We start from the raw sequence: 24,950 nt of genomic DNA on the forward strand, positions 1-24,950 counted from the left end.
GGTCAGGCCGGTCAGCGGGTCGCGCGGTTGACGGCGGAGACGACCGCCTTCAGCGACGCACGCGTCGTGTTCGCGTCGATGCCGATCCCCCACAGGACCTTGTCGTCGATCGCGCATTCGATGTACGAGGCGGCCTGCGCGGACGCGCCCTCGCTCATCGTGTGCTCCTGGTAGTCCAGCAGGCGTACGTCGATGCCGACGGACTGCAGGGCGTTGAAGAAGGCCGAGATCGGACCGTTCCCGGTGCCGGTCAGGACGGTGTCCTCGCCGTCGACCGTGGCCTCGACGGTCAGGGTGTCGACGCCGTCGGTGTCGGTCGTGGACTGGCCCGCGCGGACCTGGATACGGCCCCAGGGGTTCTCCGGGTTCGGCAGGTACTCGTCCTGGAAGACCGACCAGATGGCGCCGCCGGTGACCTCGCCGCCCTCGGCGTCCGTCTTCGCCTGGATGAGCTTGGAGAACTCGATCTGCATCCGGCGGGGCAGGTCCAGCTTGTGGTCGTTCTTCAGGACGTACGCGATACCGCCCTTGCCGGACTGCGAGTTGACGCGGATGACGGCCTCGTAGGAGCGGCCGACGTCCTTGGGGTCGATCGGCAGGTACGGGACCGCCCACTCGATGTCGTCGACGGTGACGCCCTTGGCGGCCGCGTCGGCCTCCATCGCGTCGAAGCCCTTCTTGATGGCGTCCTGGTGGGAGCCGGAGAAGGACGTGTAGACCAGGTCGCCCACGTACGGGTGGCGCGGGTGGACCTCCATCTGGTTGCAGTACTCCCACGTACGACGGATCTCGTCGATGTCGGAGAAGTCGATCTGCGGGTCGACGCCCTGGGAGAACAGGTTCATGCCCAGGGTCACCAGGTCGACGTTGCCGGTGCGCTCGCCCTGCCCGAACAGACAGCCCTCGACGCGGTCGGCGCCGGCCATCAGCGCCAGCTCGGCGGCGGCGACGGCCGTACCGCGGTCGTTGTGCGGGTGGACGGAGACGCAGACGTACTCGCGGCGGGAGAGGTTGCGGCTCATCCACTCGAAGCGGTCGGCGTGGGTGGACGGCGTGGAACGCTCGACGGTGGCCGGCAGGTTCAGGATGATCTCGCGGCCCGGGCCCGGCTGCCAGACGTCCATGACCGCCTCGCAGACCTCCAGGGCGAAGTCCAGCTCGGTGTCGGTGAAGATCTCGGGGCTGTACTGGTAGCCGAACTCCGTCTCGGGGCCCAGCAGCTTCTCCGCGTACTCGACGACCAGGCGGGTGCCGTCGACGGCGATCTGCTTGATGTCGTCCTTGGAGCCGCGGAAGACGACCCGGCGGAACACCGGGGCCGTGGCGTTGTACAGGTGGACGGTCGCCCGCCTGGCGCCCTTCAGGGACTCCACGGTCCGCTCGATCAGGTCCTCGCGGGCCTGGGTCAGTACGGAGATCGTCACGTCGTCCGGGATCGCGCCCTCTTCCTCGATGATCGAGCGCACGAAGTCGAAGTCGGTCTGACCGGAGGCCGGGAAGCCGACCTCGATCTCCTTGTAACCCATCTTGACCAGCTGGTCGAACATCCGGCGCTTGCGCTCGGGCGACATGGGGTCGATCAGGGCCTGGTTGCCGTCACGCAGGTCGGTGGAGAGCCAGCGGGGGGCGACGGTGATCCGCTTTCCGGGCCAGGTGCGGTCGGGGATGTCGACCTGGTCGTACTGTCCGTACTTGTGGATCGGCATGTGACTGGGCTGCTGGCGGTTCGCCATGATGCGGTGGCTCCTCAGGAGGACCGGAGAGTGTCCGGACGGAAGGACGGCCGACGCGCAACACCAAGCACCGCGGGGAGGGGGTCGGCCTCGACTACAGGCCCTCGCCGCGGCAGCTAAGGAGAAGCAGCCCGAAACGCATAGTGCTCCGCAGCCTAGCGGAGCCGCTTCCGTCGCGCGGGTTCGTTCCAGTATGCGGGACCGGCCGGATGAACCATAGGAAAAGGGACGGAACGTGCGCCACGCCACTCGGCGCCCCCGCGCCATACCATCGGCCGTCGCAGATCAGGCCCCTTTGTCACCGTATTTCACCAATCATGGTTGCGGGTGGTGACAGCGGGATAACGCAGTGCAAGGGTGCCGGGCATGACGACTCACGGGGGCTTCGAGCCCGTCTTCTGCACCGTCGTACCGCCGCACGTCCTCGACCGGCTCGCGCGCAACGACGACCCCGCTCTCTCCGGTCCCGCCCGGCGCACGATCCTGCGCGACAGCGAGTTGCGCGCACTGCGCCAGGTGACCACCGAGTACGGCCTGACGGCCGCCCCGACGGTGAAGGCGCCGTCGGACCAGCCGCTGCGCACGATCTACGACGCCGGGCACGGCACCTCGCTGCCCGGCACCGAGGTCCGCGCCGAGGGCCAGGACCCCGGCCAGGACGCCACCGTCAACCGCGCCTACTCCGGACTCGGCGCCACCTTCGACCTGTACCTGAAGGGCTACCGGCGCCACTCGATCGACGGCGACGGCCTGGCCCTCGACGCCACGGTCCACTACGACGAGGGCTACAACAACGCCTTCTGGAACGGCGAGCAGATGGTGTTCGGTGACGGCGACGGCGAGATCTTCGTCGACTTCACCAACTCCATCGACGTCATCGGGCACGAACTCACCCACGGCGTCACGCAGTACACGGCGAACCTGACCTACAACGGCCAGCCGGGCGCCCTCAACGAGTCGATGTCCGACGTCTTCGGCTCGCTCATCAAGCAGTACTCGCTCGGCCAGACCGCCGCCGAGGCCGACTGGCTGATCGGCGCGGGCCTGCTCGCCCCGGCCGTCACCGGCACCGCCCTGCGCTCCATGAAGGCACCGGGCACCGCGTACGACGACGACGTCCTCGGCAAGGACCCGCAGCCCGCGACGATGGACGAGTACGTGCGCACCGGCCGCGACAACGGCGGCGTCCACATCAACTCCGGCATCCCCAACCATGCGTTCTACCTGGCCGCCACCGCCCTCGGCGGCTACGCCTGGGAGAAGGCCGGCCAGCTCTGGTACGACGTCCTGACCGGCGGCGAACTCTCCGAGCGTGCCTTCTTCACCGACTTCGCCAAGCTGACGGTGAAGGCCGCGCGGGAGCGCTTCGGCAGCGGCGGGGAGGAGCTCCAGGCCGTGGAGAAGGCCTGGGAGCAGGTGGGGGTGCGGATTCTCTGAGTCCGTAATAGACAGGGACCCATGCGTATTCAGGTCAGTCGCACGGGCGGGTTCGCGGGCATCGAGCGCCGTGCCGAGGTGGACACCTCGGGGCGGCCCGACGCCCATGAGTGGCACACCCTGGCCGAGCGGGCGGTCGCCGCCGGCCGGGGCACGCCTTCGGTCGGCGTGCCCGATGGCTTCAGCTACGAGATCACCGTGGACGGCAGGACGGTGTACGCGGCCGATCCCCGGCTCACGGAGGAGCAGCGGAAGCTGATCTCACGGGTGCTGAAAGAGGGGGCCTGAGGGGGTTCGCGGGAGCTCGCGGGGTGCTTGCGGGGTGCTTGCCGGAGGGGCATAACTGGCAGTTCGCGCCGGGACGTTGACTTCCTTACCCAGCGGTAAGGATGATCCCGCCCATGGCGAACGATCCGCGCGACGCGGCGAACCCGATGCCCCGGTTCCCGGCAGACTTCCTGTGGGGCGTGTCCACCTCCGCGCATCAGATCGAGGGTGCGGCTGAGCTGCGCGAGCCCTCGGTCTGGGACACCTTCACCGCCCGGCCGGGATCGGTGAAGGACGGTTCCACGGCGACGGTGGCCTGCGACCACTACCACCGCTACCCCGAGGACGTGGCGCTTCTGTCGGGCCTGGGCGTGAACGCCTACCGCTTCTCCATCTCGTGGCCGAGGGTGAACTCGCCCGGCGGCCTCGACTTCTACGACCGGCTCGTCGACGAGCTGTGCGCGGCCGGAGTACGCCCGGTCCCCACCCTCTTCCACTGGGACCTGCCGGACCGGCTCGACTGGCTGGAACGGGACACCGCCGGCCTTTTCGCCGAGTACACGTCGGTGGTCGCCGGACGCCTCGGTGACCGTGTGCAGAAGTGGATCACCGTCAACGAGCCCGCCGAGCACACCCTGCTGGGGCACGCCCTCGGCACCCACGCGCCCGGCAGGAAGCTCCTGTTCGACGCGCTCCCGGCCGCCCACCACCAGTTGCTGGGACACGGCCTCGCCGTCCAGGCGCTGCGCGCGGCAGGCGTCACGGACATCGGCATCGCCAACTCGCACGGCCCGACCTGGCCGGCCTCCCGGGAACCCGCCGACCTGGAGGCGGCCGCCTTCTACGACGTCCTGCTGAACCGGCTGTTCGCGGAGCCCGTGCTGCTCGGCGAATATCCGGAGGGACTCGGCGAGTTGTTGCCGGGGGACGTCCAGGCCGACCTCAAGGTGATCTCGGAGCCGCTCGACTGGTACGGGATCAACTACTACGCCCCGACGAAGGTGGGCGCCCCGCAGGGCACGGAGATCGAGTTCGGCGGCATCAGCATGCCTGCCGAACTCCCCTTCTCGGTCCAGCAGATCGAGGACGTCCCGGTGACGGACTTCGGCTGGCCGGTCGTCCCCGAGGGCCTGACGGAACTCCTCACGACCTTCCGCGACCGTTACGGCGACCGGCTGCCCCCGATCGTCATCACGGAGAACGGATGCAGCTACCCGGGCGTGGACGACCAGGAGCGCGTCGCCTACCTGGACGGTCATCTGCGGGCCCTGCACCGGGCGATGGAGGCGGGCGTCGACGTGCGCGGCTACTTCGTGTGGTCGCTGCTCGACAACTTCGAGTGGGCGGAAGGGTACGAGCGCCGCTTCGGCCTGGTCCACGTGGACTTCGAGACCCTGGCCCGCACCCCGAAGGCGTCGTACGCCTGGCTGCGGGACGTCCTGCGGGCGCAGGGATGACGACGGCGGACAGGGCCCCGGCGGTGGCCCTGGCCGAGCCCGTGGAGCGGGTGGGCCGGGGCTGGACGTCGGCCCTGTCCCTCGCCAACGGGGCGATCTGGGTGGGCTGGTACGGCCCGCTGCAGATCCTGCTGGCCTCGCAGGCCGAGGACTTCGCACCCGGCTCCGGCATGTCGAAGGAGACGATGCTGGCCTGGGTGACGGGTGTCGGCGCGGTGGCGTCCCTGGCCGCGAACCCCCTCTTCGGCGCGCTGTCGGACCGTACGACGTCCCGCCGGGGCCGCCGTACGCCGTGGATCGTGGCGGGCACGGCGGGCGGCGCCCTCTCTCTTCTGCTGCTCGCGGGAGCGGACGGCGTCTGGACCATGGCGGCGGGCTGGTGCCTGGTCCAGCTGACGCTGAACGCGGCCTTCGCCGCGGTGACGGCCGCCGTCCCCGACCGGGTCCCCCGGCTCCAGCGGGGCTCGGTGGGCGGCTGGCTGGGCGCCGCGCAGATCCTGGGCGTGGTCGGCGGCACGGGGCTCGCGACGGCCGCCGGGGGCGTCGGAGCGGGTTACGTGGCATGCGCGGTTTTCACGACGCTGGGCGTGCTGCCCTACGTACTGCGGTACGAGGATCTGCGGTTGGCGGTGGAGGACCGGCCCGCGTGGTCCTGGCGGGGCTTCGCGGCCGGGTTCTGGCTGAGCCCGCGGAAGTACCCCGACCTGGGCTGGGCCTGGCTGACCCGCTTCCTGATGAACCTGAGCAACGCGCTGGTGCTGCTGTACCTCCTCTACTACCTGCGAGACCGCCTGCACCACTCCGACCCCGAGCAGGGCGTGCTGATCCTGACGGCGGTGAACGGGCTGACCCTGCTCGCCACGGTGGTCGTCGGAGGCGTCTGGTCGGACCGGATCGGCAGACGCAAGCCGTTCGTGATCTGGTCGGGCCTGCTGATGGCGGTGGCGACGGCGGGCCTCGCGGTCTGGCAGACCTGGCCGGGGGCGATCGTCGCGGCGGCGGTGCTGGGCATCGGCTTCGGCGTGTTCACGTCGGTCGACTTCGCGCTGATGACGGACGTGCTGCCGAAGGCCGGGGACCGGGGCAAGGACCTGGGCGTCATCAACGTGGCCAACGCCCTGCCGCAGGTCGCGGCCCCCGCCCTGGCCGCGCCGATCGTCACCTACCTGGGCGGCTACCGGGTGCTGTATCTGGTGGCGGCGGTGGTCGGGCTGGCGGGGGCGGTTCTGGTGGGCCGGATCAAAGGGGTGGACTGACCCGTCAGAGGGCTCCGGCGTCCCGGGCCGCGTAGACGCTGGGGTACAGCGGGCGGTAGCCGAGTTCGCGGCGGATGCGTTCGGTGGAGGTCAGCTGGAAGAACGGGTCCGGGTCGGTGCGCTCGTAGAGCCCGGCGGGCACGTCGACCCCGTTGAGCTGGTGCAGTTCGACCGCCGTGACGGGGGCGTCGTCGGCGATGTTGTAGGCCCGGCCGGCGGCTCCCGGCGCGTGCAGGAGACGCAGCAGTCCCTGGGCGACGTCCGCGTGATGGACCATGTGCAGCCGCTGGGCCGCCGCCCAGTCGCCGGCCCACATCAGCGACTGGGCGAGGTGGGGGTCGCCCTCGCCGTAGACGAAGGCCAGGCGGCCGACGCGCACGTCCAGGCCGTCCAGCGCGAACAGCTCCCGCTCGGCCACCCCCTTCGCCTCGGGGTAGGCGCCCCACATCGCGCCGCCGCCGGGCCGGACCTCGTCGTCCTCGGTCAGCGGGCGGCCCCGCCCGAGGCCGTACACCAGCCCCGTGCTGACCTGCACGAAACGCCGCACCCCGGAGGCCAGTGCGGCGCGGCCCAGTTCCACCGCCGCGTCCCGGTTGACGGCCCACGCCTCCTCGTCCGGCACCCCGCGGAAGGCCGCCGCCACGTTCACCACGGCGTCGACGCCGGCCACCGCCTTGCCGAGCGCTTCCGCGTCCCGCAGATCGCCGACCACGACCTCGGCGCCCAGCTCCGCGAACCGCTCCCCCCGCGCCGCGTCGCGCACCAGGACCCGCACCTTCTCCCCCGCCACGGCCTGCGCCAGCAGCCTCGGCACAAAACGCCGGCCGACCTGTCCCGTCGTACCCGTCACCAGTGTCAACATCGTTCTCGCTCCTCTTGGTCTGGTGCCACCAGCCTCGGGCGGAGCGGGGAAGACCGGGAGAGACCCGTCGATCAGGGGATCGGCAGTCCCTGGATAAGGCCGGCGCGATGGCGCAGCCTGGAGGGGTGAACCGAGCCGAACTCGCCGACTTCCTGCGCCGTGGCCGGGCCCGTCTGACCCCGCCGGACGTGGGTCTGACGCCCGGGGCCCGCCGCCGTACGCCCGGACTGCGCCGCGAGGAGGTGGCCCAGCTGGCGGGTATGTCGGTCGACTACTACACGCGCCTGGAGCAGTGCCGGGGCCCGCGCCCGTCACGCCAGATGCTGACGGCACTGGCCCGCGCGCTGCGGCTGACCGCCGACGAGCGCGACCATCTGTTCCACCTCATCGGCGAGGAGCCGCCGCGCCGGGAGACGGCGTCGACGCACGTCTCGCCCGGGCTGATGCTGATCCTGGACCGCCTGGACGACACCTCGGCGCAGGTGGTGACCGACTGCGGGGAGGTGCTGGCCCAGAACGCGATGGCCAGGGCGCTGACCCTCGACGTGATGTCCCGCCCCCGACGGGAGCGGAACCTGGCCCGCATGTACTTCCTGGACCCGGGCGCGCGCGTCCTGTTCCCGGAGGAGGACCGGGCGGACCACGCCCGCGCCCATGTGGCCAATCTGCGCGCGGTGACCGCCGCCCGCCCCGACGACCCGGCCCCGGCCGCGCTGGTCGCCGAACTGCGCGCAGGAAGCGCAGAGTTCGCCCGCCTCTGGGAGGAGCACCAGGTGTCCCTGCGCCACAAGGCGACGAAACGCTTCCTGCACCCGCTGGTCGGCCTGCTGGACCTGGACTGCGAGGTCCTGCTCAGCCACGAGCACCGCCAACTCCTGATCATCCACACGGCCCGCCCGGGCACGGAGTCCCACGAACGGCTCCGGCTGCTGCGGGTGGTGGGGCTCCAGGACATGTCCCCGCAGGCAACGCCCCCTCGGCGGACGGGTTAGAACCCCGGCCTGCGCAACCGCTTCGGGTCGCGCTGCCCGTCCTGCGCGGCCTTCACGCGCGGGGCCGAGGCCGTATCGACATGCGGCTGCCGCCGCGCGGCAGGCACGCCCGCCAGGACCCCCACCTGCCTACCGTGCCCCGCGCACGCCTCAGAACCCCAGCTTGCGCAGCTGCTTCGGGTCGCGCTGCCAGTCCTTCGCGACCTTCACGTGCAGATCCAGGAAGACGGGTGTGCCGAGCAGTGCCTCGATCTGCTTGCGGGACTTGATGCCGACGTCCTTCAGGCGCTTGCCCTTGGGGCCGATGATGATGCCCTTCTGGCTGGGGCGCTCGATGTAGATGTTGGCGTGGATGTCGAGCAGCGGCTTCTCCGCCGGCCGGTCCTCGCGCGGGAGCATCTCCTCGACGACGACCGCGATGGAGTGCGGCAGCTCGTCCCGTACGCCCTCCAGCGCCGCCTCGCGGATCAGCTCGGCGACCATCACCTGCTCGGGCTCGTCCGTCAGGTCGCCCTCGGGGTAGAGCGGCGGGCTCTCCGGGAGCATCGGGGCGAGCAGGTCCGCCAGCAGCCCGACCTGCTGGTCGCCGACCGCCGAGACCGGCACGATCTCGGCCCACTCGAACCCCAGCTCCTTGCCGAGCTGGTCGATCGCGATGAGCTGCTCGGCGAGCGTCTTGGAGTCCACGAGGTCGGTCTTCGTCACGATCGCGACCTTCGGGGTCCGCTTGATCCCGGCGAGCTCCTTGGCGATGAAGCGGTCGCCGGGGCCCAGCTTCTCGTCGGCCGGCAGGCAGAAGCCGATGACGTCGACCTCGGCCCAGGTGGCGCGCACGACGTCGTTGAGCCGCTCGCCGAGGAGGGTGCGCGGCTTGTGCAGGCCCGGCGTGTCGACCAGGATCAGCTGCGCGTCCGGCCGGTGCACGATGCCCCGCACCGTGTGCCGGGTGGTCTGCGGACGGTTCGAGGTGATCGCCACCTTCTTCCCGACCAGAGCGTTCGTGAGGGTGGACTTGCCCGCGTTGGGACGGCCCACGAAGCAGGCGAAGCCGGCGCGGTGGGGGGCCTCGGCCGACTGCTCGGATGACTGGTTACGGACGCTCATGGCCCCCATTCTCCCTGATCCACGAAGCCCCGCCGTACACACGAGCGGCAGTGCCCTCCACCGTGAGCTCCCGGAAACCTCCACGCAACGAAACGTCATGGAAACACACCTGTACGCGACCGGAAACCGGAAGCGGTGAACCTCTGACGAGCCCCCGCATCGTTGGAGACCCCCGTGACTCTGGCCGCCGCCCACGCGAACACCGGCGACACCGCCTGGCTGCTCGCCGCCACCGCCCTCGTCCTGCTGATGACCCCGGGTCTGGCGCTCTTCTACGGCGGCATGGTCCGCACGAAGAGCGTCCTCAACATGCTCATGATGAGCTTCGTGTCGATCGCGCTGGTCACCGTGGTGTGGCTGACGGCCGGCTACTCGCTCGCTTTCGGCGACGACGCCGGGGGCGGGCTGATCGGCGGCCTGGACCATGCCGGGATGGCGGGCCTCGGCCCGGACAGCGTGCAGGGCACGGTCCCCACCCTGCTCTTCGCCACCTTCCAGCTCACCTTCGCGATCATCACCGCCGCCCTGATCAGCGGCGCGATCGCGGACCGGGCGAAGTTCGGCGCGTGGCTGGTCTTCGTACCGGTCTGGGCGCTCCTCGTATACGTTCCCGTCGCGCACTGGGTGTGGGGCCCCGGTGGCTGGATCCTCGACCGGCTCGGCGCCCTCGACTTCGCCGGCGGTCTTCCCGTCGAGATCACCTCGGGCGCCTCGGGACTGGCGTTGTGCCTGGTCCTGGGCCCGCGCCTGGGCTTCAAGAAGGACGCGATGCGTCCGCACAACCTGCCCATGGTGATGCTGGGCGCGGGTCTGCTCTGGTTCGGCTGGTTCGGCTTCAACGCGGGCTCCGCCCTCGGCGCGAACGGCCTGGCGGCCGCCGCCTTCCTCAACACCCTCGCCGCCGGCTGCACCGGTCTGCTCGGCTGGCTCTTCGTCGAGCAGAAGCGCGACGGTCACCCGACGACGCTGGGCGCGGCGTCCGGCGCGGTCGCGGGCCTGGTGGCCATCACGCCCTCCTGCGGCTCGGTCTCCCTGCTCGGCGCCCTGGTCGTCGGCCTGGCGGCCGGTGTCGTCTGCTCCTACGCCGTGGGCTGGAAGTTCCGGCTGAACTACGACGACTCCCTCGACGTGGTCGGTGTCCACCTGGTCGGCGGGATCACCGGCACGCTCCTCATCGGCGTCTTCGCGGTGGACACCATGACCGGCGGCGCCGAGGGCGTGCTCTACGGCGGCGGGCTCGGCCAGCTCGGCAAGCAGCTGGTCGCCGTGGTCGTCGTGGGGGCGTACGCCTTCACCGTCACGTACGGCATCGGCAAGGTGCTCGACAAGACGATCGGCCTGCGCGCGCACGAGGACCACGAGCACACCGGCCTGGACCTTACGGTGCACGCCGAGACCGCATACGATCACGGCGTCCTGGGCCACGGCGCCCAGGTCGGCTCGCACTCCCTCCTCTCCGCCCAGAAGGTCAAGCCACAGGAATGAAGCTCATCACCGCGATCGTCAAGCCCTACCGCCTCGACGAGGTCAAGACGGCCCTCCAGGAGCTGGGCGTGCACGGCCTGACCGTGACCGAGGCCAGCGGCTACGGCCGGCAGCGCGGCCACACCGAGGTGTACCGGGGTGCCGAGTACCAGGTCGACCTCGTGCCCAAGGTGCGCATCGAGGTCGTCGTCGAGGACGCCGCGTCCGAAGCCGTGATCGACGCGATCGTGCGGGCCGCGCACACCGGGAAGATCGGTGACGGCAAGGTGTGGGCGGTGCCGGTCGAGACGGTCGTGCGGGTGCGGACGGGTGAGCGCGGGCCCGACGCGCTCTAGCGTCAAGCCCCGGCGCGCCGGCCGGTCTTCGTCGGCGGGTCCGTGAGGGCTGCTCGCGCAGTCCCCCGCTCCCCCGGGCGGCTGGGCCCTGCGAGCCTTCGCCGTCGTCCGATCGCCAGCCGTACCCCTGCTGCGATCGCCGCCGCCACCACCCCGACCACCAGCCACGGCACCGCCACGAAGGACGCTGTCGCGGACTCCTTCGTGTTCTGGGCGGTCGCCGTCAGCCTGACGTCGGTCCGGTCGAGATGAGGGGCGTCGCGCCAGCGTTCGGTGAGGCGGACGCGTTGGCCGGGGAGGAGCTGGGAGGGCAGTTTCTTCAGGTCCCGGGTCAGCAGGGTGCGGCCGAACAGGCCCGTCGCCTTCAGCTCCACCTTCGGTGCGAGGGTGACGTTGCCGGTGTTGTGCAGGGTGTAGGAGATCGTCGCCGTGCTGTCGCCGAAGCCGGGGATCAGCGGCTGGTCGTGGCTGATCTCGACGTTCTCGACGGCGAGCGCGGGCAAGGTGGGCCCGCCGACCTGGAGGAGGACCCGGGCGCCGACGGCCCGCTGGACGCCCAGCGCGACCCCGCCGTCGCCCTGTTCGACCCGTTCGTCGAGGGCGACGATCGCCCCCGGATGATCGCCGGGCTCGGCGCCCGCGGGCACCCGGACACTGAACGGCACGGTGACCGCGGCGCCGCCGGGCACGGTGACCCGGTCCTTCGCCAGCTCGGCCCAGGCGCCCACGCCGCGCATCTTCTCGCCGAGCGACTTCACGGCGAAGCCACCGTCGCGCGCGGTGTTGTAGGCGTCGGCCGCGTACAGCCGGAAGGTGAGGGGCTCGTCCGTCTTGTTGGCGACGACGACCTTGTCCTCGATCGTCTGGCCGGGATCGGCGGAAACGTAGAAGTAGGGCCGCGCGGCGACGGCCGAGGAGACGGGGTAGACCGACCAGCTGCCGTTGTCGGCGGCGCGGGCGGGGGTCGCGAGCGTCAGGAACAACAGCAGCGGCAGGAGGAGGACGTACGGCTTGCGCATGGGTGCGGACCCCCCGGTGAACGGGCCCCCGGTGAAGGGGCCCCCACGAACGGGCTCGGAAGGCCGGCTGGACGGGCGGGTGCGGACCTGTGGGGCGGGCGCCCGGCCACCGGTGGACGTGGTGCGTACGCTCAGGTGAGCGTGAGGGTCAGGACGCCGGCGTAGCTGCCCGGAGGCGTGAACGACGGTACGTCGAGGGAGAGTCCGGCGTCGGCGGTGAACTCGCCGCCGGTGACCGTGCCGTCGGGCGTGGACGCCAGGGTCGCCCCGGAGGCGCCGATCGCGCCCGCCGAACCGGCCTGACAGGTGCTCGGGCTGCCCGCCTTGGTGGTGCACGCGGGCGTCCAGCTCAGCTTGCCGGCGTCGATCTTGGCGCCGGGGCCGCTGAAGTCGGTGACCTTGCCGGTCAGGGACCAGCCCGCGGGACCGCCGCGGAAGTCCTTGACGGTCACGGTCCGCAGCGCGCCGGTCGAGGCCCCGCCCTGGCCGAAGTCGACCGCGGACAGCTGGACGGCGTCCCCGGCCTGGGACATCGACAGGGTGCCCGCCCGGACCGTGGTGGTCACCTTCTGACTGCCCTCGGGTACCGGCTGGTCGTCGATGACGACGTACGCGACCGGCCCGGCACCGAGGTCCGTGCTCCACGCGCCGCCCTCGTACGCCACGACACCGGTCGTGGTGAGGTCGCTGACGACGAGCGAGCCGGAGATGCCGCCCTGCGCGTCCGCGGTCACGGTCGCCGTGTCCGCGGTCTGGGCGGCCGCGGAGCGCCCGGCCAGTGTGACGCTCGCGCCCGCGGTGAAGCCGCTGCCGGTCACGGCGACGGCCGCGCCCGGACTGCCGGAGGCCGAACCGAGCGAGATCGCCCGGGTGTTGGCCGGCGGGTTGTCGGCGGCGGTGACGGTCTCCGACACCGGGGCGGGCGGGTCGGTCACCGTGCAGGGGGTGTCCAGCTCCAGGATGTAGCTGGTGTGGATGTTGTAGTCGCCGGGCGAGAGGGTGATCGCGCCGGGCGTGGTGACCGTGAAGGTGCCGGTCATGGAGAACGACGGGAAGGCTCCCTTGCCGGGCACCGGGTCGTTCTTCTTCGGCCCCGTGACCGTGACGCTGCCGCTCTGCGCGCCACCGAGGGTGACCTTGCCCGTCGGCGTCATGATGTCGGCCGGCAGGGCCAGGTCGGTGGGGTTGCTCGCGGCGGGTGTGACCACGGTGTACGTGACGGTGACGGTGTCGCCGACGTCGGGGCTGGTGTTGTCCGCCGTGATCTTCCCGGTGGTCGTGCCGTCGATCGGCGGGATGCCGGCGATGGCCGGCGGGATGCAGTGCGTGGGGAAGTCCACGTTGGACGCGGCGCCGGCCGGGGCCGCCAGCGCCCCGCCGGCGGTGACCGCGAGCGCGGTCGCCCCGAGCAGCGACGCCCAGCGCCGTCTTCGGGAACCTCGGGTGCTTCCGGAACTTCGGGGTGAACCCATGTTGCCCCCTCCTCCAGGGTGCGGGCGCAGCGGCTCTTCTGCGCCGACAGGGGGCATTGAGGTGCGGATCGCGTGAGAAGTCAATGGACATCACGCGGCGAACTGATGGGCCGTCAGTTTCCGGGCGGGGCCGGGAAACCGACGGCCTGTCTGCTCAGTTTCCGACCGCTATCAGCTGAACACGAACGGGCCGGGCGCCTGCGCCCCGGTCGCCGTACAGGTGACGGTGATCCCGAAGACGACCATCTTCAGGGAGCCGCCGTAGAAGTTCAGGCTGTCACCGGAGGCCACGGTCCCGTTGAGCGGACCGACCGTGATCGGGTCGCCGGTGGCCATGGCGGGGTTCACGGCGCCGGAGAAGACCCTGGCGGCACCGGTCGAGTTCGCCATCGTGAGCGTGGAACTGATGCTGTTCGCGCCGATCGGGATCGGCGCGGTGATGGCGGTGGAGGTCAGTTTGAGGGTTGCGGCCGTGCCCGTCTGGGTGGCCGTGAGGGTGGCTGCGCCGCCTCCGAAGAGACCGCAGTTGGCGGTGACGGTCGCCGTCAGCGGGGTGACGGCGACAGCCGAGGGCGCGAGGGCCAGTCCGGTGACCGCGAGGGCCCCGGCCAGCATTGCCGCACCTGATCCGATTCGCTTGCCTCTCATGGGATCCGCTCCCTTCCCGAGTACGGGAATCCATGTGGGGGGTGGATGGACGGGAGATGCCGACGGGCCACGCCCGGGAGGGATGGGTGCGGACACCCTGCCCGGACGGAGAATCTGACGTACAGATCTGACGGTCCGTCGGAACTTGCGGTTACATTGATGCGCGAGCGGCACGCGGACGGCAAGGTTGAATTCCGGCCTACCTCCGGCGACCTCGCCGTGGACCGTTTCCGGCTGCCGTCAGCCTGCGGAGACGGTGAGCCGAACGGTCCCGTCCGGTGCGGCCACCAGCACCGGGGTCCCCGCCCCACCGAGATCCCGTACGGCGGCCAGATCCGCCTCGGCGGCCGCCTCCGACGCGGTCACCACCGCCGCCGCCTCCAGCGACTCGGCGCCCGAGGCCACCGCCATCGCCACCGCCGTCTGGAGCGCGCTCAGCCGCAGCGACGGCAGATCCACCGTCCCCGCGACATAGGTACGTCCTGTCTCGTCCCGTACGGCGGCCCCCTCGGGCACACCGTTACGGGCCCGCGCGGAACGGGCCAGGGTGACGATCTTGCGGTCCTCGGGGTCGAGCGCGTTGCTGTCGGTCATGCCCCGAGCATACGAAGAACCGGCCCGGGCCCGGACCGCACGGCCGTGGGACGGACTCAGGGCCGGTCGAGCCGCAGCCGCTCGGCCCGCGGCAGACCGGCGACCACCAGGTCGTAGGAGTCCTCGACGAGCTCCCGGACCAGGCGGTCGGAGAGCTCTCCGTCGACCGTCACCGTGTTCCAGTGCCGCTTGTTCATGTGCCACCCCGGGACGATCAGCCCCTCGTGCTCCGCGCGCAGACGCCCCGCGTCGTCCGGATCGCACTTGAGGTTCACCGTCAGCGGCCGGGCGTCCAGGGTCGTCAGGGCGAACATCTTGCCGCCGACCTTGAACACCGAGGTCTCGGGCCGGAAGGGGAAGTCCTCGACCGCCGCGTTGAAGGAGAGGCACAAGGCCCGCAGTTCCTGGGGCGTCACTCCGTCACTCCCTCACTCCGTGATCCGTCACCGCGTTCTCCGGCGCTCCGTGCCTTGTCACTGCGTGCTCTGCCACTGCGTGCTCCGTCGGTCCGGGGCCCCGGGGCCCGATACCGCGACTCCGGCCGCGGTCCCGTCACTCGGGTCGCGGTCCCGTCACTCCGGTTTCGGCTCGGCCTCCGGTCGGTCCGCCGGTTGGACCGGCTCCACCAGCACCGTGACGATCTTGTTCCGGCGGCCGGCCGCGGCCTCCGCCGTGAGCCGCAGCGCGCGCCCGTCCGGCAGCTCGACCTCGCTCGACGCCCCGGCGATGGGCACCCGGCCCAGGGCCTTGGCGAGCAGCCCGCCGACGGTCTCCACGTCCTCGTCGTCGTACTCCTCGAGGCCGTACAGCTCGCCGAGGTCGGTGATGTCCAGGCGGGCGGTGACCCGGTGGCGGTCGTCGCCGAGTTCCTCCACGGGCGGGAGTTCACGGTCGTACTCGTCGGTGATCTCGCCGACGATCTCCTCGAGGATGTCCTCGATGGTGACGATGCCGGCCGTGCCGCCGTACTCGTCGATGACGACGGCGACGTGGTTGCGGTCCTGCTGCATCTCCCGCAGCAGATCACCGGCGTTCTTGGTGTCGGGGACGAAGGCGGCGGGCCGCATCGCCGTCGAGACCAGCTCGCCCTCGGCGTCCCGGTTGATGTGCGTCTTGCGGACCAGGTCCTTCAGATACACGATGCCGACGATGTCGTCCTCGTTCTCCCCGGTCACCGGTATCCGGGAGAAACCGGAGCGCAGGGCGAGCGTCAGCGCCTGGCGGATGGTCTTGTACCGCTCGATGACGACGAGGTCGGTCCTCGGGACCATGACCTCGCGTACGAGGGTGTCGCCGAGTTCGAAGACGGAGTGCACCATGCGGCGCTCGTCGTCCTCGATCAGTGACTCCTTCTCGGCGAGGTCGACCAGCGCGCGCAGTTCCGCCTCGGAGGCGAAGGGGCCACGGCGGAAGCCCTTGCCGGGGGTCAGCGCGTTGCCGATGAGGATCAGCAGCGACGGGATCGGGCCCATGATCCGGGCCAGCGGGAGCAGCACGTACGCGGCCACCGTGGCGGTGTTCAGCGGGTGCTGGCGGCCGATGGTGCGCGGGGACACGCCCACGGCGACGTACGAGACGAGGACCATCACGCCGATCGCCGCCAACAGGGCCGGGGTCGTGTCCCCGATCTCCTGGAGGCAGGCGTAGGTGACCAGCGCGGCGGCCGCCATCTCGCAGGCGACGCGCACCAGCAGCGCGACGTTCAGATAGCGGGTGGGGTCGGCGGCGATCTGCGCGAGCTTGGCGCTGCCGCGCCGTCCGACGCGTACGGCCTCTTCGGCGCGGAAGCTGGAGACGCGCGCGAGGCCCGCCTCCGCGCAGGCGGCGAGCCAGGCGACGACCACCAGGGCGATGGCGCCGGCGACGAGGGTGGGGCTCATGAGACGGTCGGGGCCGGAGACGGGCCGGTCAGGCCCTTCTCCGCACGCCAGCCGTCGACGATGGCGGCCTGCAGACCGAACATCTCGGCCTTCTCGTCGGGCTCCTCGTGGTCGTAGCCCAGCAGGTGCAGCACCCCGTGGACGGTGAGCAGCTGGAGCTCCTCGTCCATGGAGTGCTGCGTCGGCGCCTCCGTGCCCTGCCGGGCGGCGACCTCGGGGCACAGCACGATGTCGCCGAGGAGGCCCTGCGGGGGCTCGTCGTCGTCCTTCGACGGCGGACGCAGCTCGTCCATCGGGAAGGACATGACGTCCGTCGGCCCCGGCAGGTCCATCCACTGGATGTGCAGCTGCTCCATGGCATCGGTGTCCACGACGATCACCGAGAGTTCGGAGAGCGGGTGGATGCGCATCCGCGCGAGCGCGTAGCGGGCGATGTCGAGGATCGCCTGCTCGTCGACCTCGGTTCCGGACTCGTTGTTGACGTCGATCGACATGGTGCTGGTTTGTCTACTTCCGCTTGTTTCGGCCGCCCTTGTGGGTGCCGTTCTCCGTACCGTTCTGGCTGTCGTACTGCTCGTACGCGTCGACGATACGGCCGACGAGCTTGTGCCGGACGACGTCCTGGGACGACAGGCGGGAGAAGTGGACGTCGTCGAGCCCCTCCAGGATGTCCTGGACCTGGCGCAGACCCGACTTCGTGCCGTTCGGCAGGTCGACCTGGGTCACGTCACCCGTGATCACGATCTTCGAGTCGAAGCCGAGCCGGGTGAGGAACATCTTCATCTGCTCGGGGCTCGTGTTCTGGGCCTCGTCCAGGATGATGAAGGCGTCGTTCAGGGTGTTGTGCGTCAGCAGGTGGTCCGTGGTGACGTAGAGGGAGTCCTCGGCGGCCACCTGAATGCATACGGTCTCCTCCCTGCCCGCGGGCTCGATCGAGTCGATGAAGCGCATGGGGCGCCCGCCGCCTCCGGCCGCGAGGTACGTGTCGCGCTTGCGGGCGAGACGGAAGGGTTCGATGCCTTCGGGGAGGCGGATGTCGAGGATGTGAGCGTCGCGGCGGTGCGCGACGTCCCGGCCCTTCGCGAGGCCCGGCTTTCGGCCGTCGGCCGCCCTGCGGCGGGGGTACGCGACTCCGCCCAGCGACTGCACCAGCGCGATCACGTCGTCGCGGAGCGGGATCGACGTCGTCGTGTACTGGATCCGGCAGGTGCGGTCCTTCTGCGTGATGGGACCGCCGCCGGAGTCGAGAAGGCCCTGGAGGACGGCCAGTCGCACTTCGGCGGAGTTGTACCGGTAGTCGTCCGGAATGAACGTCGGGTACGAGCCCGTGCGCAGCAGGTCCAGCTCGCGCAGGACCCGAGTGACCGGGTTCTCCAGGGTCACGACGTCACCAGGGGACTTGATCCGATCGAGGACGTGGTCCGGCCCGCCCTTGTGCCGCGCCGCGACTCCGGGAAGCGCGGCTCCCAGCGCCTCGGCCAGTTCCGGGTCCCCGGTCGCGAAGGACGGCGTGGTGGAGCCCGTGAGGCAGCCGTCGCCCAGCAGCAACCCCAGCGCATACGGGTCCATGGGGATGTCGCGCTCAGGGAAGCAGACCGGGCTGGTGAGCATCGGCAACTCGTACCGGCGCGCGTGCGCCGCCCGCAGCTTGCCGATCATCTCCTGGGTCTCCAGGACCCGCCAGGGCTTGTCGCGTCGCGCGTCGTCGTGCGTTCTGACCGTCCACAGGTGCTCGCCGCAGGCCAGGGTCCAGGATCCGTCCTGCGCGGTGACACGGTAGACGTCCTTCTCACCCTGCGGGTAGACACCGAGAACCGGCGTCGGCTCGCCGTTCGAGCCGATGACCAGGTCACCGACCTGAAGGTCACCGATGGGCCGCCAGCCGTCCGGCGTCAGGACGTTGGTGAACCGCGGCTGGGCGCGTCCCCGCATGTACGCCAGCGGCGCGACCTCGATCGTCCCCGCCGCCATCAGCTTGGGGATCGAGTCCGGGTCCAGCATGTCGTGCAGCGCGTCGTAGAGCGGGCGCAGGTAGGGGTCGATCTTCTCGTAGAGCGTGCCCGGCAGGAAGCCGAGCCGCTCGCCCGCCTCGACCGCGGGGCGGGTCAGGATGATGCGGTTGACCTGCTTGGCCTGCAGGGCCTGGACCGCCTTGGCCATGGCCAGGTAGGTCTTGCCGGTACCGGCCGGTCCGATGCCGAAGACGATCGTGTGCTTGTCGATCGCGTCGACGTACCGCTTCTGGTTGAGGGTCTTGGGTCTGATGGTGCGACCGCGTGAGGACAGGATGTTCTGTGTCAGAACCTCGGCCGGGGTCTCCTGGCCGTCACTCGTCCCGTTCTCACTCGCCCGCAGCATGGCGATCGAGCGTTCCACTGCGTCCTCCGTCATCGGCTGCCCGGTGCGGAGCACCAGCATCATCTCGTCGAACAGGCGCTGGACGAGGGCGACTTCCCGCGGGTCGCCGACCGCGCTGATCTCATTGCCCCGGACATGGATGTCGGCTGCCGGGAAGGCCGTCTCTATCACGCGCAGAAGGGAGTCTCCGGATCCCAGCACCGTGACCATGGGGTGCTGGGCGGGAACGGTGAACTGTGCTCTCGCCTTGCCCTGCGCGGGCGTGTGAGCTGTCGGTGTCTGAGTCATAGGCCGGCCCGAAGGCCTCTACGTCCTCCCGGATGCGTCTCGCCTGCCACGAGGGCGGCCTGGCGAGTTCAAGGGTACGCCAGGGGACTGACAACGCCGTAGGGCTTTTCCGGGTCCGGCGACGGCGTCCGAGGACGGAACCGGCGACGGGTCCGGGGACTATGCCGAGCGGCCGAAACCGATCGTCGGCACCGCTCTGCGCAGCGGCCACGGGGTGGTCCCGTCCGCCGCCGGGAGCAGCGTCGGGAGCAGAGCGTCCAGGAAGGCGTACCTCAGCAGCGCCTCGGGGTCCTGGCTCTCGACCGACTGGACCCTGCGCCACCAGGCCGCGATCTCGGACCAGCCGGGAGCGGAGAGCGAGCCGCCGAACTCCTGCACGGAGAGGGCCGCGGTGAGGCCGGCGAAGGCGAGCCGGTCGGCGAGCGGCCAGTCGGCCAGCGTGCCGGTGACGAAGCCGGCCACGAAGACGTCCCCGGCGCCGGTGGGGTCGAGGGCCTCGACGGCGATCGCCGGGACGGCGGCGGACTCGCCGGTGCGCCGGTCCACGGCGTAGGCGCCCTCCGCACCGAGCGTCACGACCGCGAGCGGTACGTGCTCGGTGAGGGCGTGCGCGGCGGCGCGGGGGCAGGTGGCGCCGGTGTAGCGCATGGCCTCCTCCGCGTTCGGCAGGAAGGCCTCGCAGTGCGCCAGGTCGGTGAGGCCGGCCAGGTCCCAGGCGCCGGTGTCGTCCCAGCCGACGTCGGCGAAGATGCGGGTGCCGCGGGCGGCGGCCTGTTCGATCCAGGGGGCGCGCCTGCCGGGGGTGAGGGAGGCGACGGCCGCGCGGGCGTGCGGCGGGCAGGCGGGCTCGGGTGCCTGCGGGGGCGGCTCGTGGCCGTGCGAGACCATCGTGCGCTCCCCCTCGTACGCCATGGACACGGTGACGGACGAGTGCCAGCCGGGGACCGTGCGCGAAGTGCTGAGGTCGATGCCCTCGCCCCGCTCCAGGGCGTCCCAGCAGTACTCGCCGTAGTGGTCGTCGCCGAAGGCGGCCGCGAGGGAGGTGCGCAGGCCGAGCCGGGCGAGGGCGGTGGCCATGTTGGCGACACCGCCGGGGCTCGAGCCCATGCCGCGCGCCCAGGACTCGGTCCCGCGCACCGGTGCGGTATCGAGCCCGGTGAAGATGATGTCCAGGAAGACGGTGCCGGTGAGGTAGACGTCCCACGGCGGGTCCTCGGGGGCGCGCCGGGCGGCCAGGGGGTCCGCCCCGGCAGCCGGGCAGCCGCCGGACGGGCCGGCGTGTCCGTTCTGGCCGGTCCGGCCGCTCGGGTGGTGGTGTCCCTCTCCGGTGGACGCGTTGGACGCGGTCACGGTGCGCTCCCTGACGTGGTGCCGATCTGGCCAGTGTGCACCACGCGACCGACAACACGCGGTCCGTCACACGCGGGACGGGACACCTGCCTCCCGGCGGGTAAACGCGGACCCCGCCGCCGCGGAACCGGCCTCCGCCCGACGGGACGGCTGCCGACGGGCGGGGAAGGGGAGTCGCCGGCGGGGCCGCCGGCACGGGGTCACCAGCGGGGGACGGCCGGGGTGACCCAGTCGGGGTCGGCGATCCGCATCGCGGCCGCGTCGTCGCGTTCGCGCAGGGCACCGTCGTCGTCGAGCCAGCGCCGATGCAGGACCCGGAGCTTGTCCCGGTCGAGTTCGACGCCGAGGCCGGGTGCGTCCGGGACGGTGACCTTGCCGTCGTCGAAGGCGAGGCGCTCGGTGAGGACGTCCTCGGACTGCCAGGGGTAGTGGGAGTCGCAGGCGTGGTGGAGGTTCGGGACGGTGGACGCCACGTGGGTCATGGCCGCCAGCGAGATACCCAGGTGGGTGTTGGAGTGCATGGAGATCCCGACGCCGAACGTCCGGCAGATCTCGGCCAGTTGGCGGGTGTTGCGCAGTCCGCCCCAGTAGTGGTGGTCGGAGAGGACGACCTGGACGGCATCGCGGGTGAACGCCTCCTTGATCTCGGCGAAGTTCGTCACGCACATGTTGGTGGCGAGCGGCACGTCGGTCCTCGCGGCCACCTCGGCCATGGCGGGGGTGCCGAGGGCCGGGTCCTCCAGGTATTCGAGGATGCCGCCGATCTCGTCGGCCACCTTCAGCGAGGTCTCGACGGACCAGGCGCCGTTCGGGTCGAGCCGCAGCGGGTGGCCGGGGAACGCCTCGGCCAGCGCCCGTACGGCGGCGATCTCCTCGTCCGGCGGGAAGACTCCGCCCTTGAGCTTGAAGGAGGTGAAGCCGTAGCGCTCCTTGAAGCGCCGGGCCTGCTCCACGATGCCGGCCGGGTCGACGGCGGCGCCCCAGTCGTCCTGCTCCGCGGGGACCCCCTCGGGGTGGCCGGCCCACCGGTAGAAGAGGTAGGCGCTGTACTCGACCGCGTCGCGGACCTTGCCGCCGAGCAGCGTGTGCACGGGCAGGCCGAGTGCCTTGCCGAGGGCGTCGAGACAGGCGACCTCGAAGGCGGAGACGACGGACAGCCGCAGTTTGTCGGCGGTCTGGACGCCCCGCAGCCCGCCGACGTCGACCTGCCCGGAGATCCGGGAGCTGTCGACGGCCACCTCGTCCGCGATGGCGAACAGGCCGTTCAGGTCGCTCACCTGGCGGCCGTGCAGCTTCTCGGCGAACGGACGGGCCAGTTCCAGGTACTTGGAGTCGCCGTACGTCTCACCGACACCGGTGACGCCGTCCGCCGTCTCGACCTCCACGATCAGCCGGGGGGTGTACGGCTGGTGCACGCCCTGTGTGTTGAGCAGGGGCGGGTCGGCGACGAGGATCGGGGTCAGGCGGACGTCGGTGATCCTGGGGTTCACAGCGCGGCTCCTACGAGGTCGAGGCCGGTGGCCAGGAGGGTCCTGAGGTCGGCGAGGTCGCTGGGCGAGGGGTCGGTGAGCGGGGCGCGGACCGGCCCGACGGGCCGGCCGCGCAGCCGGGCCGCGGCCTTCACCAGGGACACGGCGTACCCCGGCACCCGGTCGCGGAGTTCGACGAACGGGACGTAGAAGTCGCGCAGCAGCCGGTCCACCGCCTTGTCGTCCTTGCCGTCGCCGTCGCGCAGCGCGGTGAAGAAGGCGTTCGCGATCTCCGGGGCGAAGGCGTGGACGGCGGAGGAGTAGGCGGGGACGCCCACGGTGGCGTAGGCGCGGGCCTGGATCTCGGCGGTGGCGGCGCCGTTGAAGAAGAGGAAGCCGTCGGGGGCGGCGAGGGTGAGCCGCTGGAGGCGGTCGAGGTCGCTGTGGCCGTCCTTGAGGCCGATGACGCCCGGGACGGCGGCGATGCGCCGCAGCGAGGCGGCGGTGAAGGCGACCTGGCCGCGCTGGTAGGCGATGAGAGGCAGCCGGGTGCGGGCGGCGAGCTGTTCCAGCTGGGCGACGAGGCCGTCCTGCGGGGCGGCGACGAGGTAGTGCGGCAGGACGAGCAGGGCGTCGGCGCCGGCCTCTTCCGCGATGCGCGCGAACCGGGCGGCCTGGGCCCAGCCGTAGCCGACCCCGGCGACGACGGGCAGACGGCCACCCGCCTCCTCGACCGTGATGGTGACCACCTGCCGGTACTCGTCCTCGTCGAGGGAGAAGAACTCGCCGGTGCCGCAGGCGGGGAAGACGGCGCCGGGTGCGGTCGCGATCCGGGCCGCGACATGCGCGCGGAAGCCGTCGGGGTCGAGGGAGCCGTCGTCGTGGAAGCTCGTGAGCGGGAACGACAGCACCCCCTGGGCCATGCCGTCCCGCAGGCGTCGGACCGTGTCCCTGTCGAGATCCCTGTCGACGCTCACGCTCGGTCATCTCCCTATGTAGACGTTATCCATGTATGAGGATGGAGGTTAGATAGGCGAACGCCGACCGTCAATGGGGGTGCGCCCCCTCACCCGCACGCCTCACCCGCACGCCCTTACGATCGGCACATGTCGGAGACAGGCGGCGTCCGCGAGGTGAAGTCCGCGGCGCGCACGGTCGAGCTGCTGGAACTGCTCGCGGCGCGCGGCGACCGGCCGGCGCGGCTCCAGGAGCTGGCGGACGAGCTGGGCGTGCCGCGCAGCTCGATGTACGCGCTGCTCCAGACCCTGATCAGCCGCGGCTGGGTGCGCACCGACGTGACCGGATCCCTGTACGGCATCGGCATCCACGCCCTGCTGACCGGCACGAGCTATCTCGACTCCGACCCGCGGGTACGGCTGGTCCGGCCCTATCTCGACGAGGCGTCCGAGGCACTGGGCGAGACCATTCACCTGGGCGCGGCTGGACGGCCGCGGGGTGGCGTATCTGGCGACGCGCGAGTCGCACGAGTACCTGCGCACGATCAGCCGGGTCGGGCGGCGGCTCCCGGCGCACATCGGCGCGCTCGGCAAGGCGCTGCTGGCCCAGCGGCCGGACGGCGAGCTGCCCGAGGGGCCCTACGAGGCGTTCACCCCGCACTCCCTCACGAGCCGTCGGGCGCTGCTCGCCGACCTCGCCGGTGTGCGGGCCCGCGGCTACTCCGTGGACCGCGAGGAGGGCGTCCTCGGCATCGTCGGGTTCGGGTTCGCGCTGCGGTACGACACTCCCGCACAGGACGCGGTCAGCTGCTCGGTGCCGGTGGCCCGGCTGACGCCGGGGCACGAGGAGCGGATCGTCGCGGTGATGCGGGAGATCAGGGCGAAGATCGAGGCGACGGCACCGGGCTTCGGCGGCGCCGCCGACTGGCGCTAGCGCCCGCTTCTCGAGCCGCGTGCTCGACATCCACCGGCCCTGACCAGGACGGTTCCTAGAACGTGTAGGCGTCGACCTCCGCGAGGCACCGTGCCCGCCGCTCCTCGTCGTCCTCCAGGAAGGAGGCGACGAAGGAGTTGCGGGCCAGCTCGCGCAGTCGCTCCTCGCCCAGGCCCAGGGCGCCGGCCACGGCGTCGAAGTTGTCGCCGGCGTACCCGCCGAAGTAGGCGGGGTCGTCGGAGTTGACCGTGCACAGCAGCCCGGCGTCGAGCATGGCGGGCAGCGGGTGGTCGGCGAGGACGTCGACGGTCCGCAGCCGCACGTTGGACAGCGGGCACAGCGTCAGCGGGATCCGGTCCCGCACCAGCCGCTCGACGAGGGCCGGGTCCTCCATGCACCGCAGCCCGTGGTCGACGCGCTCCACGCCGAGCACGTCCAGGGCCTCGGTGATGTACTCCGGCGGCCCCTCCTCGCCGGCGTGCGCGACGCGCCGCAGCCCGAGAGCGGCCGCCGCCTCGTACACCTCGCGGAACTTCACCGGCGGATGCCCGACCTCGGCGGAGTCCAGACCCACGCCGGTGATCCGGTCCAGGTGGGGCCGCGCCGCCTCCAGGGTCTCCATCGCCGACTCGGCGGACTCGTCGCGCAGGAAGCACATGATCAGACGCGTCGAGATGCCGTGCCTGGCCTCGCTGTCGCCCAGCGCGCGCCACAGCCCGTCCACGACGGTGCTCATGCCGACCCCCCGGGCGAGGTGGGCCTGCGGGTCGAAGAAGATCTCCGCGTGCCGCACGCCCTGCGCGGCGGCCCGTGCGAGGTAGGCGTTCGCGAGGTCCTCGAAGTCGCGCTCGGTGCGCAGGACCGCCATGAGCTCGTAGTACAGGTTCAGGAAGGACTGGAGGTCCTCGAACCGGTACGCCTCGCGAAGCGCGTCCGTGTCGGCGTACGGCAGCGCGACCCCGTTGCGGGCGGCCAGCTCGAAAGCCAGCTCCGGCTCCAGGGTTCCTTCGATGTGCAGGTGCAGTTCAGCTTTGGGGAGGGGCATCAAAGCATC

The 24,950-nt window shown here is 71.4% G+C and carries 22 protein-coding genes and 1 pseudogene; 8 read left to right on the forward strand and 15 right to left on the reverse strand.

Annotation, left to right across the window (positions count from 1 at the left end):
* Positions 1-11 precede the first annotated feature (11 nt).
* On the reverse strand, positions 12-1,733 hold the full coding sequence (gene leuA / locus QF030_RS15320) for a 2-isopropylmalate synthase (RefSeq protein WP_307163234.1): 1,722 nt from the start codon (positions 1,731-1,733) through the stop codon (positions 12-14).
* A 366-nt stretch (positions 1,734-2,099) separates the two neighbouring features.
* On the opposite strand from leuA, the gene QF030_RS15325 reads away from it, so the two are divergent.
* The 4 genes from QF030_RS15325 to QF030_RS15340 all read left to right on the forward strand — a co-directional run bounded on the left by QF030_RS15325 (position 2,100) and on the right by QF030_RS15340 (position 6,150).
* Positions 2,100-3,170 (forward strand): M4 family metallopeptidase, encoded by a 1,071-nt coding sequence (locus QF030_RS15325; protein ID WP_307163235.1) that lies wholly within the window; start codon positions 2,100-2,102, stop codon positions 3,168-3,170.
* 21 nt (positions 3,171-3,191) lie between these two features.
* Positions 3,192-3,458: a protealysin inhibitor emfourin gene (locus tag QF030_RS15330; protein WP_307163236.1), complete on the forward strand. Its 267-nt coding sequence runs from the start codon at positions 3,192-3,194 to the stop codon at positions 3,456-3,458.
* Positions 3,459-3,571: 113 nt separating this feature from the next.
* Complete coding sequence (locus QF030_RS15335) at positions 3,572-4,894, forward strand: GH1 family beta-glucosidase (protein ID WP_307163237.1); 1,323 nt, start codon at positions 3,572-3,574, stop codon at positions 4,892-4,894.
* Positions 4,891-6,150: an MFS transporter gene (locus tag QF030_RS15340; protein WP_307163238.1), complete on the forward strand. Its 1,260-nt coding sequence runs from the start codon at positions 4,891-4,893 to the stop codon at positions 6,148-6,150. Before QF030_RS15335 ends, QF030_RS15340 begins: the two co-directional genes overlap by 4 nt.
* Positions 6,151-6,154: 4 nt before the next feature.
* Here the strand turns inward: QF030_RS15340 and QF030_RS15345 are convergent, their stop codons facing one another.
* Positions 6,155-7,012 carry an NAD-dependent epimerase/dehydratase family protein gene (locus QF030_RS15345; protein ID WP_307163239.1) on the reverse strand — a complete coding sequence of 286 codons (858 nt, stop codon included), beginning with the start codon at positions 7,010-7,012 and terminating at the stop codon, positions 6,155-6,157.
* 125 nt (positions 7,013-7,137) lie between these two features.
* On the opposite strand from QF030_RS15345, the gene QF030_RS15350 reads away from it, so the two are divergent.
* Positions 7,138-8,004, forward strand: a complete 867-nt coding sequence (locus tag QF030_RS15350) for a helix-turn-helix transcriptional regulator (RefSeq protein WP_307163240.1) — start codon at positions 7,138-7,140, stop codon at positions 8,002-8,004.
* A 150-nt stretch (positions 8,005-8,154) separates the two neighbouring features.
* Here QF030_RS15350 and era read toward each other — a convergent pair whose 3' ends face one another.
* Positions 8,155-9,108, reverse strand: coding sequence for a GTPase Era (gene era, locus QF030_RS15355; protein ID WP_307163241.1), 954 nt, complete (start codon positions 9,106-9,108; stop codon positions 8,155-8,157).
* Between the two features lie 174 nt (positions 9,109-9,282).
* Between era and QF030_RS15360 the strand changes: the two genes are divergently transcribed.
* Complete coding sequence (locus tag QF030_RS15360; RefSeq protein ID WP_307163242.1) at positions 9,283-10,593, forward strand: ammonium transporter; 1,311 nt, start codon at positions 9,283-9,285, stop codon at positions 10,591-10,593.
* A complete protein-coding gene (locus QF030_RS15365; RefSeq protein WP_307163243.1) occupies positions 10,590-10,928 on the forward strand; it encodes a P-II family nitrogen regulator in 339 nt (112 codons plus the stop codon). Before QF030_RS15360 ends, QF030_RS15365 begins: the two co-directional genes overlap by 4 nt.
* A 2-nt stretch (positions 10,929-10,930) precedes the next feature.
* On the opposite strand, the gene QF030_RS15370 is transcribed toward QF030_RS15365, so the two are convergent.
* The 11 genes from QF030_RS15370 to QF030_RS15420 form a co-directional block, all read right to left on the reverse strand.
* The gene (locus QF030_RS15370) at positions 10,931-11,947 is read right to left on the reverse strand and encodes a WxL protein peptidoglycan domain-containing protein (protein WP_307163244.1); all 1,017 of its coding nucleotides are present in this window, start codon (positions 11,945-11,947) and stop codon (positions 10,931-10,933) included.
* 131 nt (positions 11,948-12,078) lie between these two features.
* Positions 12,079-13,419, reverse strand: a complete 1,341-nt coding sequence (locus QF030_RS15375; protein WP_307163245.1) for a beta-xylosidase — start codon at positions 13,417-13,419, stop codon at positions 12,079-12,081.
* Between the two features lie 171 nt (positions 13,420-13,590).
* Positions 13,591-14,067 carry a hypothetical protein gene (locus QF030_RS15380; protein ID WP_307163246.1) on the reverse strand — a complete coding sequence of 159 codons (477 nt, stop codon included), beginning with the start codon at positions 14,065-14,067 and terminating at the stop codon, positions 13,591-13,593.
* A gap of 240 nt (positions 14,068-14,307) precedes the next feature.
* Positions 14,308-14,661 carry a cytidine deaminase gene (locus tag QF030_RS15385; RefSeq protein WP_307163247.1) on the reverse strand — a complete coding sequence of 118 codons (354 nt, stop codon included), beginning with the start codon at positions 14,659-14,661 and terminating at the stop codon, positions 14,308-14,310.
* A gap of 56 nt (positions 14,662-14,717) precedes the next feature.
* Complete coding sequence (locus QF030_RS15390) at positions 14,718-15,077, reverse strand: MmcQ/YjbR family DNA-binding protein (RefSeq protein ID WP_307163248.1); 360 nt, start codon at positions 15,075-15,077, stop codon at positions 14,718-14,720.
* 156 nt (positions 15,078-15,233) lie between these two features.
* A complete protein-coding gene (locus QF030_RS15395) occupies positions 15,234-16,541 on the reverse strand; it encodes a hemolysin family protein (protein WP_307163249.1) in 1,308 nt (435 codons plus the stop codon).
* Positions 16,538-17,035 (reverse strand): rRNA maturation RNase YbeY, encoded by a 498-nt coding sequence (gene ybeY, locus QF030_RS15400; RefSeq protein ID WP_020127737.1) that lies wholly within the window; start codon positions 17,033-17,035, stop codon positions 16,538-16,540. Before ybeY ends, QF030_RS15395 begins: the two co-directional genes overlap by 4 nt.
* Positions 17,036-17,048: 13 nt before the next feature.
* Positions 17,049-19,187 (reverse strand): PhoH family protein, encoded by a 2,139-nt coding sequence (locus tag QF030_RS15405; protein WP_307163250.1) that lies wholly within the window; start codon positions 19,185-19,187, stop codon positions 17,049-17,051.
* 159 nt (positions 19,188-19,346) lie between these two features.
* Positions 19,347-20,537, reverse strand: coding sequence for a carbohydrate kinase family protein (locus tag QF030_RS15410; protein ID WP_373428764.1), 1,191 nt, complete (start codon positions 20,535-20,537; stop codon positions 19,347-19,349).
* A 200-nt stretch (positions 20,538-20,737) separates the two neighbouring features.
* Complete coding sequence (locus QF030_RS15415; protein ID WP_307163251.1) at positions 20,738-22,027, reverse strand: glucarate dehydratase family protein; 1,290 nt, start codon at positions 22,025-22,027, stop codon at positions 20,738-20,740.
* Positions 22,024-22,929 carry a 5-dehydro-4-deoxyglucarate dehydratase gene (locus QF030_RS15420; protein ID WP_307167580.1) on the reverse strand — a complete coding sequence of 302 codons (906 nt, stop codon included), beginning with the start codon at positions 22,927-22,929 and terminating at the stop codon, positions 22,024-22,026. Before QF030_RS15420 ends, QF030_RS15415 begins: the two co-directional genes overlap by 4 nt.
* 183 nt (positions 22,930-23,112) lie before the next feature.
* Here QF030_RS15420 and QF030_RS15425 point away from each other — a divergent pair.
* Positions 23,113-23,896, forward strand: a pseudogene (locus QF030_RS15425) (IclR family transcriptional regulator).
* 55 nt (positions 23,897-23,951) lie between these two features.
* On the opposite strand, the gene QF030_RS15430 reads toward QF030_RS15425, so the two are convergent.
* Positions 23,952-24,941 (reverse strand): adenosine deaminase, encoded by a 990-nt coding sequence (locus QF030_RS15430; protein ID WP_307163252.1) that lies wholly within the window; start codon positions 24,939-24,941, stop codon positions 23,952-23,954.
* Positions 24,942-24,950: the final 9 nt, after the last annotated feature.

Origin of the sequence: Streptomyces rishiriensis (genome assembly GCF_030815485.1) — a bacterium.
In the GTDB taxonomy this organism is placed as follows: Bacteria; Actinomycetota; Actinomycetes; order Streptomycetales; family Streptomycetaceae; genus Streptomyces; species Streptomyces rishiriensis_A.